Source organism: Pseudomonas sp. PDM30 (assembly GCF_019218985.1).
Classification (GTDB): domain Bacteria; phylum Pseudomonadota; class Gammaproteobacteria; order Pseudomonadales; family Pseudomonadaceae; genus Aquipseudomonas; species Aquipseudomonas jessenii.
Genome location: NZ_JAHUWM010000013.1, coordinates 92,340 through 104,979, shown reverse-complemented (window position 1 = coordinate 104,979; position 12,640 = coordinate 92,340). Strand labels below are relative to the sequence as shown.

Below are 12,640 nucleotides of genomic sequence, written 5' to 3'. Positions count from 1 at the left end.
AACCTGAATCGTCTGTGAGTTTTTGGGGCGGCTTCGCCACCCAACGGGGCAAGCCCCCTCGCCACAAGGGTCTATCAGCCAGTCACTGCGCCAACCACCCACCATCAACATTCCACGCCGCGCCCCGCACCTGGCTGCCGGCTTCGCTGCACAGGAACAAAACCAGTTCCCCCAGTTGCGGCGGTGTCACGAATTCCAGCGATGGCTGCTTTTCAGCGAGCAAATCGTGCTGCGCCTGCTGCGGGTCAACTCCACTGGCGGCACGATCATCAATCTGCTTTTGCACCAGCGGCGTCAATACCCAGCCTGGGCAGATCGCGTTGCAGGTGACCTGGGTGGTTGCGGTTTCCAGCGCGACCACTTTGGTCAAGCCGATCACCCCATGCTTGGCGGCGACATAGGCTGACTTGCCCACCGAACCGACCAGACCATGCACCGAGGCAATGTTGATCACCCGGCCCCAGCCCTTGGCGCGCATGCCCGGCAGGCTCAAGCGGGTGCTGTGGAACACCGACGACAGGTTGATGGCGATGATCGAATCCCAGCGCTCCACCGGAAACTCATCCACTGCTGCCACGTGTTGAATGCCAGCGTTGTTGACCAGGATGTCGACGCCGCCGAACTCGCGCTCGGCGTAGGCAATCATGTCGGCAATTTGCGCCGGATCGCTGACATCGGCCGGGTGATGGCCGACCTTGCCCCCGAACTGTTGCACCTGGGCGATCACTTGGGAGGCATCGCCAAAGCCGTTGAGGATCAGGTTGGCCCCGGCCTTGGCCAGGCTGAGGGCGATCCCAAGGCCGATGCCGCTGGTGGAACCGGTAACCAGTGCGGTCTTGCCCGAAAGAGTCGTCATGAATACCTCACACAATGCCAGTGGCGTAGAAAGTGCCGATCACCACAAAAACCGCCAGGGTCTTGATCAGCGTAATACAGAAAATATCTTTGTAAGCCTCGCGGTGGGTCAGCCCGGTGACCGCCAGCAGGGTAATCACCGCGCCGTTGTGCGGCAGGGTGTCCATGCCGCCGCTGGCCATCGCGGCGACCCGGTGCAGCACTTCCAGCGGAATGTTCGCCGCATGGGCTGCGCTGATGAACTGCTCGGACATTGCCGCCAGCGCGATGCTCATGCCGCCCGAGGCGGAACCGGTGATGCCGGCCAGCAGGGTCACGGTAATCGCTTCGTTGACCAGTGGGTTGGGAATGCTCTTGAGCCAGTCGGCCAGTACCAGGAAACCCGGCAGGGACGCGATCACCGCGCCGAAACCATATTCCGAGGCCGTATTCATCGCCGCCAGCAAGGCACCGCTGACCGCACTTTTACTGCCTTCGGCCAGCTTGCGGCTGATCGCCTTGTAGCCGAACACCAGCACCATGAGGATGCCGACCAGCAAGGCTGCCTGTACCGCCCAGATCGCCGTGAGCTTGGCGATTTCCGTGGTCACCGGCGTGGCCATGCCCGGCAGCGCGAGGCTGTGGGTCTTGCCGTATACCTGTGGAATCCAGTGGGTGAACAGCAGGTTCATGATGCCCACCGCCAGCAGTGGCGACAGCGCCAGCCACGGGTTGGGCAGTTTCAGGTCGGGGGCGGTTTCCGGCTCGTTGCGCAGGTCCGAACCATAGCCTTCACCGGTACGCTGGGCCTTGTTGCGCTGGCGCTGGAGAAACAGCATGCCGGCGCAGAACACGAAGATCGTGCCGATCACGCCCAGCCACGGCGCCGCCCAGGCGGTGGTGTTGAAGAAGGTGCTGGGGATGATGTTCTGGATTTGTGGCGTGCCGGGCAGGGCGTCCATGGTGAACGAGAAGGCGCCCAGCGCAATGGTCGCCGGGATCAGCCGCTTGGGGATGTTGCTCTGGCGGAACATTTCAGCGGCAAACGGATAGACCGCGAACACCACCACAAACAACGATACGCCGCCGTAGGTCAGCAAGGCGCAGACCAGCACGATCACCAGCATCGCCTGGCGGGTGCCGAGCAGGCGAATGGCTGCCGCGACGATGGAGCGCGAGAAACCGGACAGTTCGATCAGCTTGCCGAACACCGCGCCGAGCAGGAACACCGGGAAATACAGCTTGATGAAGCCGACCATTTTTTCCATGAACACCCCGGTGAAAGCGGGGGCGACGGCAGACGGGTCAGTCAGCAGGACAGCGCCGAGGGCGGCAATCGGGGCAAAAAGGATAACGCTGTAGCCACGGTAGGCAGCCAGCATCAGCAGCGCGAGGGCTGCCAAGGCAATGATCACACTCATGGTGTGTCTCCTGGGTTGTTATTTTTGTTGGGTGAAGCCTGGTGGGAGAGGCGTATAGCGAGTTTTGTGCCATCTTACTAAGTTATTGAAATATAAGGATATATTTGATTTTTGAGGGTTGAGTTCGAATGCTTTGTCTCTAATTCGAGACTTTTGGCGATGGTGCTGGCCTCATCGCGAGCAAGCTCGCTCCCACAGTGGGACGGAGTAGTTCAGTAGAACGCGGTCTACTGTAGGAGCGAGCTTGCACGCGATGGTTTGTCTAGAAATTGAGACTAATGTCTCTTTATTGAGACTCTGCAATCCCCAGTGCCGCCATTTTCTTGTACAGCGTCGACCGCCCAAGCCCCAGCCGTGCCGCTGCATCAGGCACCTTGCCCCCGCATTGCGCGAGGGTGGTTTCGATCAATTGCCGATCAAATCGCTCCCGCGCCACACTGAACGTCTCGTGGGCAAGCGGTTCAATGGTCAAGGGCGCCACGCGTTCCACCGGTATGAATGTACCGATCGCCCCGCGGATGTCCGCCACCGTCAGGCGCAAATCATCACTGAGCAGCGCGGCCCGCTCCAGCACATTGCGCAGCTCCCGGATGTTCCCCGGCCAGGCGTGTTGCCCCAGAAGTTCCAGGGCTTCGTGGTGCAATTCATGCTGGCTGCGCAGTTCTTCGAGAATGGCCTCACTGAGCGCCGGCACGTCATCGAGGCGGTCACGCAGGGGCGGAACCTGGATCGGCAGCACGTTGAGCCGGTAGTACAAGTCGGCGCGGAATTCGCCGCGCTTGATCGCGGCTTCCAGGTCCGTAGAGGTCGCGGCGATCACCCGCACATCGCTCTGGATCACTTCGTTGGAGCCCACCGGCTCGAATTCCTTTTCCTGCAGCACACGCAGCAGTTTGCTTTGCAGGGGCAGCGGCATGTCGCCGATTTCGTCGAGGAACAGCGTGCCGCCCTGAGCGATCTGCAATTTGCCGGCGCGGCCCTTGCGGTCGGCACCGGTAAACGCGCCGGGGGCGGTGCCAAAGAATTCAGCCTCCAGCAGCGATTCGGGAATCGCCGCGCTGTTGATACTGACAAACGCCTTGTGCGCGCGGGGCGAGGCGTTGTGGATCGCCTGGGCCAGCAACTCTTTGCCGGTACCGGTCTCGCCGAGCAGCAGCACCGGCGATTCGGTGCTCGCACTGCGCCGGGCGCGGCGTTTGACTTCCAGGCTGGCGGCGCTGGTGCCGATGAAGTGGGCGAAGTTGTATCTGGTCTGCCGCGCCCGCAGCAGCGAGCGGGTGGAGGCCAGTTCTTCCTGCATGCTCATGTAGCGCTTGAGCATCGGCGACAGGCTGCGCAACTCGTCGAACAGGGCGAAACCGATGGCGCCGATGACTACGCCGGCATCGTCATGAATCGGCAGGCGCATGACCACCAGCGGTTCTTTGGAGGTGTCTTGCATATCCAGCAGAATCGGCCGGCCGGTGCGCACCACCTCACGCAGCAGGCTGCCGGGGATCACGCTTTCGCAGGGCTTGCCGATCGCGACTTCGGCCGATGGCAGGCCGAAGCGCCGGGCATACCGCTCATTCATCCAGACGATGTTGGCATCGCGGTCGACAATCACCGTGCCCTCGCTTGATTGTTCGATGATTTCGAACAGCGAACGGATCGCCAGCAAGCGAACGCGCTGGTAGTCCTTGAGGCTTTCGGTGGTGTTCATGGGTTTGATCCTGATGATTTATTGCCTGTGGCGGCCCCTTCGCGAGCAAGCCCGCTCCCACATGGGATCTGTGAACGACACCGATCAACTGTGGGAGCGGGCTTGCTCGCGAAGGCCGCAACGCGGTCTAACAGTCAGATTATGCCTGCCCCAACATCGCCGCCGCCAATAGCTCCTTGGTGTACGGATGCTGCGGTGAGTCAAACACCTCATGGCTGGCGCCGCGTTCCACCACTTTTCCGTCCTTGATCACGATCATGTCGTGGGCCAGGGCGCGCACCACTGCCAGATCATGACTGATGAACAGATAGGTCAATCCGTACTTTTCCTGAAGCTGACGGAGCAGGGCGACCACTTGTTTTTGCACCGTGCGGTCCAGCGCCGAGGTTGGTTCGTCGAGCAGGATCAGTGCCGGTTTCAGCACCAGCGCCCGGGCGATGGCGATACGTTGACGCTGCCCGCCAGAGAACTCGTGGGGATAGCGATGGCGACTTTGGGGGTCAAGGCCGACTTCGTTCAGTGCCCGGATCACTTCGGCATTGCACTCTTCAGTGCTCAACTGGCTGTGCACCTCCAGGCCTTCGCTGATGATCTGCGCGACCGACATTCGCGGGCTGAGGCTGCCGAAAGGGTCCTGGAACACCACCTGCATCTTCTTGCGCCACGGCCGTAGCTGTTTTTGCGTCAGGCCGTCCAGCGCCTGGCCTTGAAAGCGAATACCGCCTTCGGAGTCGAGCAAACGCAGGATCGCCTGGCCAAGGGTGGACTTTCCCGAACCGGACTCGCCGACGATGCCCAGGGTCTTGCCGCGTTGGATATTCAGGCTGATGCCATCCACTGCACGCAGCCAGGTCTTGCGCTGAAACAGGCCACCACCGACGGGAAACCGCACCTGCAGGTTGTCCACCTCCAGTACGTTTTCGCGCTCGTCCCGGGGCAAGGCTTCGCCCTCGGGTTCGGCGTGCAGCAGTATGCAGCTATAAGGGTGCCTGGGTTCGGTGAACAGGGTTTCGCACGGCGCCTGCTCGACGATTTCCCCGGCCTTCATAACGCACACGCGCTGGGCGATGCTGCGCACCAGATTGAGGTCATGGCTGATCAGTAGCAGCGACATGCCCAGCCGCTGTTGGAGGGATTTGAGCAGCAGCAGGATTTTGCGCTGCACCGTCACATCCAGCGCGGTGGTCGGTTCGTCGGCAATCAGCAGTTCCGGTTCACACGCCAGGGCCATGGCGATCATCACCCGTTGGCGCTGCCCGCCAGACAATTGATGGGGATAGGCCTTGAGGCGCTCTTCGGGTTTCTGGATGCCTACCAGATGCAACAATTCGAGGATCCGCGCTTGCGCCGCCTTGCCCGCCAGGCCTTTGTGCACCAGCAAGGTTTCACCGATCTGTTTTTCGATGCTGTGCAGCGGGTTGAGGGAGGTCATCGGCTCCTGGAAGATCATCGCGATGCGATTGCCGCGCAGTTTGCGCAACTTGCCGGCATCGGCGCCCACCAGTTCCTGGCCGCGATAGCGGATGCTGCCTGTCGTCTCGGTATCGGTTTGCGGCAGCAGTTGCAGGATCGAGTGGGCCGTCACCGACTTGCCCGAGCCCGATTCGCCCACCAGCGCCAGGCATTCGCCGGGGCGGATGTCCAGGCACAGATTGCGCACCACGGTCTGGCCACTGAAGGCCACGCTGAGGTCACGGATTTCGATCAGGTTGGTCATATCAACATCCGCATCAAGATCGGGGGTCAAAAGCGTCGCGCAGTGCTTCGCCAATGAACACCAGTAAAGAAAGAATCAGCGCCAGGGTGAAGAACGCCGTCAGGCCCAGCCATGGCGCTTGCAGGTTTTGCTTGCCCTGACCGATCAGTTCACCCAGGGAAGCGCTGCCGGCAGGCATGCCGAAGCCGAGGAAGTCCAGCGCCGTCAGGGTGGAAATCGCCCCGGTCAGAATGAACGGCAAGTAGCTCAAGGTCGCGTTCATGGCGTTGGGCAGAATGTGCCGCACGATGACTTTGCGGTCGGTCAGGCCCAGCGCGCGCGCGGCCTTGACGTATTCCAGGTTGCGCCCGCGCAGGAACTCGGCGCGCACCACGTCCACCAGGGCCAGCCATGAAAACAGCGCCATGATTCCCAGCAGCCACCAGAAATTCGGCTCGACGAAGCCCGACAGGATGATCAGCAGGTACAGCACCGGCAACCCGGACCACACCTCCAGCAGACGCTGGCCGAGCAAATCCACCCAGCCGCCGTAATAGCCTTGCAGGGCTCCGGCCGCGATGCCGATCAGGGCACTGACAAAGGTCAGCATCAAGGCAAACAGGATCGACACCCGGGCACCGAAGATCACCCGGGCCAGAACGTCCCGTGCCTGGTCGTCGGTGCCCAGCCAATTGACGCTGGAGGGTGGGCTGGGGGCAGGCTTGTTCAGGTCGTAGTTGGGGGTGTCGTCACTGAACGGAATCGGTGGAAACAGCAACCAGCCGCCATCCTTCTTGATCAGTTTCTGCACGTAGTCGCTGCGGTAGTCGGCCTGGAACGGCAGTTGCCCGCCGAAGGCCTGTTCGGTGTGGCGCTTGAAGACCGGGAAGTACCACTGGCCTTGATAGCTGACCACTAACGGTTTGTCGTTTGCGATCAGTTCGCCGCCCAGGGTCATCAGGAACAGGCCGACAAACAACCAGAGCGACCACCAGCCCCGACGGTTTTTCTTGAAGCGCTCGAAGCGGCGACGCGCCAGCGGTGAAAGCTTGAGCATCAGGCGTTCCTCGCGGCGAAGTCGATACGCGGGTCGACCAGGGTGTAGCAGAGGTCGCCGACCAGTTTTATCAGAAGGCCAAACAGGGTGAAGATGAACAGCGAGCCGAACACCACCGGATAGTCCCGGGACACTGCCGCTTCGTAGCTCATGCGGCCGAGGCCGTCGAGGGAGAAGATCACCTCGATCAGCAGGGAACCGGCAAAAAACACACTGATGAACGCCTGGGGAATGCCCGACACCACCAGCAGCATGGCGTTGCGGAACACGTGCCCGTAGAGCACCCGTCGTTCACTCAAGCCCTTGGCCCGGGCGGTGACCACGTACTGGCGGGTGATTTCATTGAGGAACGAGTTCTTGGTCAGGATGGTCAGCGTGGCGAATCCGCCGATCACCAGGGCGGTCACGGGCAACACCAGATGCCAGAAATAGTCGGCCACCTTGCCAAGGGTCGACAGCGATTCGAAGTTGTCCGAGACCAGCCCGCGGACCGGAAACCAGTTCAGCGAAGTGCCACCGGCAAAGATCACGATCAGAAACATCGCAAACAGGAACGCCGGCATGGCATAGCCAATGATGATCGCGGTACTGCTCCAGATGTCGAATTGGCTGCCATGGTGCACGGCCTTGCGGATGCCCAGGGGAATCGACACCAGATAGGTGATCAGCGTCGCCCAGAGTCCGAGGGAAATGGTCACGGGCATTTTTTCGAGGATCAGGTCGGTGACGGTGGCGCCGCGGAAGAAGCTTTTGCCGAAGTCCAGGCGCGCGTAGCTGGTGAGCATTAGCCAGAGGCGTTCGTGGGCCGGTTTGTCGAAGCCGTACTGTTTTTCAATGTCCTTGATCAGCTGCGGGTCGAGCCCGCGACTGGCACGGGACTTGCCGCTCACGGACTCGCCGGAACCGCCGCCAACCGCGGCGCCGCCAATGCCTTGCAGGTGCGCGATGGCCTGTTCGACCGGCCCGCCCGGCGCGGCCTGGACGATGACAAAGTTGACCAGGAGAATAATCACCAGCGTCGGAATGATCAGCAGCAGACGCCGCAATATGTAAGCCCACATCAGTGCGGCCCTCCGGGTTTGCCTCGGCTGATACGCTCGGCGGTCATCTGTTGGTTGGTCAATGGCGTGGTGCTCATCTCCCACCAACTCTCGATGGCTTCGTCATTACTCGCTTGCACGTTCGGGATGCCGAAGCGGTTCCACCACACCGTTGAGGTGCCCGGCGGGTAATAGTTGGGAATCCAGTAGTAATTCCATTGCAGCACCCGGTCCAGGGCATGGGCGTAATGCAACATGTCAGCCTGGGTATTGGCGCGGATCAGCCCGGTGATCAGGGTGTCCACCGCCGGGTTCTGCAACACCATGTAGTTGTTGGAGCCAGGGTCGGTGGCCGCCTCCGAACCGAAGTAATTGACCAGTTCGCCCCCCGGAGAGGTGGTGACCGGGTAGCCGGTGACGATCATGTCGTAGTCGCGGCTCATCAGGCGATTGACGTACTGGGACGAGTCGATGCGGCGGATGTTCAGGTCGATGCCGATCTGTTTCAGCGTGCGTTTATAGGGCAACAGCAGGCGGTCCATGCCGTTTTGACTGACCAGGAACGTGAAGCTCAGCGGTTCGCCGTGGGCATTGACCAGTTGGTCGCCATCGGGTTTCCAGCCAGCCTGTTCGAGCAAGTCCAGGGCCTGCAACTGCTTGTCGCGAATCACGCCGCTGCCATCGGTCTTCGGCGCCTCGAACACTTTGGTGAAGACTTCGTCGGGAATCTGCCCGCGCAACGGTTCGAGAATCGCCAGCTCACCCGCATCTGGCAGTTGCCGGGCCGCGAGATCGGTATTGGAAAAAAAGCTCTGCTGGCGGATGTACATGTCGCGCATCATCTGCCGGTTGCTCCACTCGAAGTCCCACAGCATCACCAGCGCCTGGCGCACTCGACGGTCCTGGAACAGGGGCTTTTGCAGATTGAACACAAAACCCTGGGCCGGTTGCGGCGCCTCTGTGGCGAGGTGGGCTTTTTGCAGGCGACCATCGCTCAGGGCCGGGCTTTCGTAGCCGATGGAGTAAGCGGTGGCGGAAAATTCCCGGTTGTAGTCATAGGCGCCGCCGCGCAACACCTGGCGCGCCACGTCGGTATCGCCGAAGTACTCGATGCTGAAATGATCGAAGTTGTACAGGCCGCGGCTGACCGGCAGATCCTTGCCCCACCAGTCGGGATTGCGTTCGAACGTGATGCTGCGCCCCGAATCGATCTTGCCTACTTTGTAGGGGCCGCTGCCCAACGGCGCTTCATAGCCGCCGCCACCGGCGAAATCGCGGCTCTTCCACCAGTGTTCGGGAAACACCGGCAAGGTTGCGATATCGAGGGGCAGGGTGCGATTTTCGTTGTTCTTGAAATCAAAGCGGATGGTCAGTGGCGATTCCACTTCGACGCTTTTGACATCGGCGAATTGGGTTCGGTAGCGCAGGCTGCCCTGGGTCATCAGCAGGTCGAAGGTGTAGCGCACGTCTTGGGCGGTAATCGGTTTTCCATCGGCAAAACGCGCCTTGGGGTTGAGGTAAAAGCGTAGGGACAGGCCGTCCTCTGAACGCTCCATCTTCTCAGCCACCAGACCGTAAACGGTATAAGGCTCGTCCAGCGAGCGTTGGGCCAGTGGCGAGTAGATCAAGCCGTCAATCTGTGTAACGCCGATGCCTTTGTCGATGTAAGGCAAAACATGGTCGAACTGACCGATTTCAATCGCCGATCGCCGCATCGTGCCACCCTTGGGGGCCTGCGGGTTGGTGTAGGCGAAATGACTGAAGCCGGGAGGGTATTTCGCCGGTTCGCCGTACACGGTCATTGCCGGTTGCGGTGCCGCATGCACGCCCCAGGCACCCATCAGCAGGGCCACGGCCGTGAACAGCAAAGTAGGGAAAGCCAGTCGCATTGTCAGCCTTAGAGCCGGAGGTCGTTAACGACAATTTGTACGCTAGCGGCGCGTCCCTCGCCAGCCGTATTGCACTTTGAAAACACAACGGCCCACCAATAGGCGGGCCGTTGTGTGAATAGCTCAGGCGTCGATCAGTCCTGACGGCTGGTCACTTCCAGCAGGTGGAAACCGAACTGGGTCTTGACCGGGCCCTGGACCACGTTGAGCGGTGCGCTGAAGACCACGGTGTCGAATTCCTTGACCATCTGGCCCGGACCGAACGAACCCAGGTCACCGCCCTGGCGGCTGGAAGGGCAGGTGGAGTTTGCCTTGGCAACTTCGGCGAAATCGGCGCCAGCCTCGATTTGGGCCTTGAGTTCGTTGCACTTGGCTTCGGAGGCAACAAGGATGTGACGGGCAGTGGCTTTAGCCATGGGAAAATACTCCTTTCAATACTCGATAAAGTGCTGAGCCTACCGGATTCAGTGAGCTATTTCTCCTCAAAGTTCCGTTCCACGCAGGATCCGCGGCAGTCGCACCTCAAAGGCCGGCGTCCCTCAAGCGCCTGGCGTGCTGGACATACAGTTCAATCGGGTTGACACCTTTACGCAGTTGACCGGCCGGCTGGCCAATGGTGTCCAGATGATCCAGTGAATAGTCGGACCGGATAACCGTTCCCAGATGGGAGCTGAAACGACCGACCAAACCGTCGTTCTGCTCGCTTTCCGTGACGAAATAACCGGAAAGGGCTCGACAGAAGACGTTGAACGGATCGAGCGCATAAAGCCCTTCTTGGAGCGCATTCGGCGGCAGCACGCCGCTCCACGAGTAGTAATGAACACCGTTGACCCGTTCGCACCCTTTGCCACCCCAGGTGGCAGGCAGTCCTTGTGGGTATTTGTCGTTGAATGCGCCTACGCCTTCGGTGGTCAGCGCGTTGAGGGCGGCAATGGCGTTCCGCGGTAGATACTGATTGTCGCTTAATGCCGCGAGGAAGTCGGCGAACAGGGTTACCACTGTCTCGGCCACATGTTCCGGCAGGCAGCCCGGTGTCAATGCCTTGCGCAGGAAGTCGGCCAGTTCCGAACCATGGTTCGGCCCGCTGACAGAGGTGACCGATGCCACGCTGTGTGGCGCAATCGCCGCGGCATAACGTGCGGTCAGTGCGCCCTGGCTATGACCTATGAGGTTGACTTTGTGTGCACCGGTTCCTTCCAGTACCCGCTCGATCTGTGCGAGCAATTGGTCTCCGCGTACCTCGTTGTCATGGATGGCCGACAAGTGGGGAACGAACACCCTGGCTCCGGCGTTCCTCAGCGCCTGCCTGATGTCGTGAAAGAGCTCGAACTTGCCGATTCTTTCGAAGCCGAAAAGGCCGTGGACCAGCAGTATTGGGTAACAAGTGCTTGCATTCCTTTGCATGTTCATACCTTTACGCAGAAGTTCATTGGGGCTGCATGGCGCTTCACTCTAAAACACTCGAGGTTGGCGCGATGTATGAAAAGTCCGGCGAAACTTGCGGAAAACGGAATAGAACAAGTGCGAATACCCAAGAGTGGCTGAAGCTTTGGTCGGAATCGTTTGAGGACTTTTCGCGGCAATCAGCTTGCTGCTGATCAAAGACCTACTTTGCGTGTATCGACTTTCCGAGCGGGTCAGCGTTTGAGGCCGACATCGCGATTGTTTGCCATGGGGTTAAATAGCCGTCCAGAGCCGGCCACCTGTCCGGTGTCTATTCCAGGGAATGGAGCGAATGAATGACTGCTTATGAACCCGATACCTTGAATCTCGTGCAGCAACCATTACCACCTCCCAAGCTGGAGCAGGCGCAAAACGGTGTTCTGAACCCTTCTGACAAAAAAGCCGTCATCAGGGTCCAGCCGTATCCAGGCATGACCTGCGGCGACAAATTACTATTGAGTTGGGCGGGGCTGGATGCCGATGGCCTCGCCTGCAAGCATCAGGTGGCGCGTTTTGTCAGTGAGGAACGGGTCGGCGAGGACATCATCTTTGCCGTAAGTGGTGCAAATATCGCGGCGCTTGAGGGTGGCTCACTGGAAATCGGTTACTCACTCACGAGCACTCGATTTGCCGACCCCGTGCATTCCCATCGTCTGCAGCTGAGTGTCGGTGACGTGCAATGCAACCTGTTGCCCGCGACGGTGAGCGATGTGGTGGGTAGAACGCTTGATCCGGATCGGGTGAAAGAAGGGGCGATCGTTACGATCAAACCCTATGCGCACATGGCGGCGGGCGACTGGGTGTTGCTGACCTGGGCGGGCGTTTCGGTCGACTCAAGTTTCAGTGATGCACTCAAGGTCGAGTCCTTCGCTGTGGGGGACGAACTGTCGTTTTGGGTCAGTCCGGAGTGCATTACGCGGAATCTGGGCTCCTCAGTGTCCGTCGATTATTGCGTCAAGCAAGTAGGGCAGGGGCCTCGTTATTCTGAAGTAACGGCACTGATGATTGGCATCCTGGAGCGCCGACCACTGCAAGCACCCACTGTGCTGGAAGCCGACGAAGGTTGGGTGGACCTGCATGATGCGCAGGATGGCGTGACCGTCGTCATCGAGAACGCCAGCGCTGAAAAAGGAGAACGGATTTACCTGGAGTGCGACGGGGAGAAACTCAATCACCATGACGACCGCGAAATAACCAGGGACACCGTTGGCGAGCCGTTGGTGTTCATCGTTCCCTACCCGTTCTGGAGGGAACATCGAGATTCGGCGATCCGTGTTTCCTATTCAGTCGAGCGCCTTGACGGCACCCGACAGCAATCGGGGGTGACGCTGGTTCAAGTGCAGTCCCTGATGGGACATTGATTGCCATTTGCCCTCCAGTCTTTCCATGAAGACCGGAGGGCAGACGGATGATGTCGATTATCAGGCGTTGTTTGACGCTCGCAGCCGATCTGCCGCATCAAGCAACAGTTGTTCTGTTCCTCAAGTAAATCGTTGAACACGGCTTGCAATCGACAATGATTCGAGCCGGAATCCTGAGTCTGGTCAGGTGGCTGTTT

At 60.1% G+C, this 12,640-nt stretch carries 10 protein-coding genes; 1 reads left to right on the top strand and 9 read right to left on the bottom strand.

The window, feature by feature from the left end; translation table 11 throughout:
* Positions 1 to 82 precede the first annotated feature (82 nt).
* The 9 genes from KW840_RS25575 to KW840_RS25535 form a co-directional block, all read right to left on the bottom strand.
* Positions 83 to 856 carry a 3-hydroxybutyrate dehydrogenase gene (locus tag KW840_RS25575; protein ID WP_090455621.1) on the bottom strand — a complete coding sequence of 258 codons (774 nt, stop codon included), beginning with the start codon at positions 854 to 856 and terminating at the stop codon, positions 83 to 85.
* 7 nt (positions 857 to 863) lie between these two features.
* Positions 864 to 2,255 carry a GntP family permease gene (locus KW840_RS25570; RefSeq protein WP_090455620.1) on the bottom strand — a complete coding sequence of 464 codons (1,392 nt, stop codon included), beginning with the start codon at positions 2,253 to 2,255 and terminating at the stop codon, positions 864 to 866.
* Positions 2,256 to 2,541: 286 nt separating this feature from the next.
* On the bottom strand, positions 2,542 to 3,957 hold the full coding sequence (locus KW840_RS25565; RefSeq protein ID WP_218498184.1) for a sigma-54-dependent Fis family transcriptional regulator: 1,416 nt from the start codon (positions 3,955 to 3,957) through the stop codon (positions 2,542 to 2,544).
* Between the two features lie 139 nt (positions 3,958 to 4,096).
* Positions 4,097 to 5,674, bottom strand: coding sequence for an ABC transporter ATP-binding protein (locus KW840_RS25560; protein ID WP_057714606.1), 1,578 nt, complete (start codon positions 5,672 to 5,674; stop codon positions 4,097 to 4,099).
* Between the two features lie 13 nt (positions 5,675 to 5,687).
* Positions 5,688 to 6,710: an ABC transporter permease gene (locus KW840_RS25555; RefSeq protein ID WP_057714609.1), complete on the bottom strand. Its 1,023-nt coding sequence runs from the start codon at positions 6,708 to 6,710 to the stop codon at positions 5,688 to 5,690.
* Entirely contained in the window at positions 6,710 to 7,771 is a 1,062-nt protein-coding gene (locus KW840_RS25550) for a microcin C ABC transporter permease YejB (RefSeq protein WP_057714611.1), read from the bottom strand. The genes KW840_RS25555 and KW840_RS25550 overlap by 1 nt, the downstream gene beginning before the upstream one ends.
* Positions 7,771 to 9,639, bottom strand: a complete 1,869-nt coding sequence (locus KW840_RS25545; protein ID WP_218498183.1) for an extracellular solute-binding protein — start codon at positions 9,637 to 9,639, stop codon at positions 7,771 to 7,773. Before KW840_RS25545 ends, KW840_RS25550 begins: the two co-directional genes overlap by 1 nt.
* A 134-nt stretch (positions 9,640 to 9,773) precedes the next feature.
* Positions 9,774 to 10,055 (bottom strand): peptidylprolyl isomerase, encoded by a 282-nt coding sequence (locus KW840_RS25540; protein WP_008051985.1) that lies wholly within the window; start codon positions 10,053 to 10,055, stop codon positions 9,774 to 9,776.
* Positions 10,056 to 10,161: 106 nt separating this feature from the next.
* Positions 10,162 to 11,043, bottom strand: coding sequence for a triacylglycerol lipase (locus tag KW840_RS25535; protein WP_057716595.1), 882 nt, complete (start codon positions 11,041 to 11,043; stop codon positions 10,162 to 10,164).
* 335 nt (positions 11,044 to 11,378) lie between these two features.
* On the opposite strand from KW840_RS25535, the gene KW840_RS25530 reads away from it, so the two are divergent.
* Entirely contained in the window at positions 11,379 to 12,443 is a 1,065-nt protein-coding gene (locus KW840_RS25530) for a hypothetical protein (protein ID WP_218498182.1), read from the top strand.
* Positions 12,444 to 12,640 lie beyond the last annotated feature (197 nt).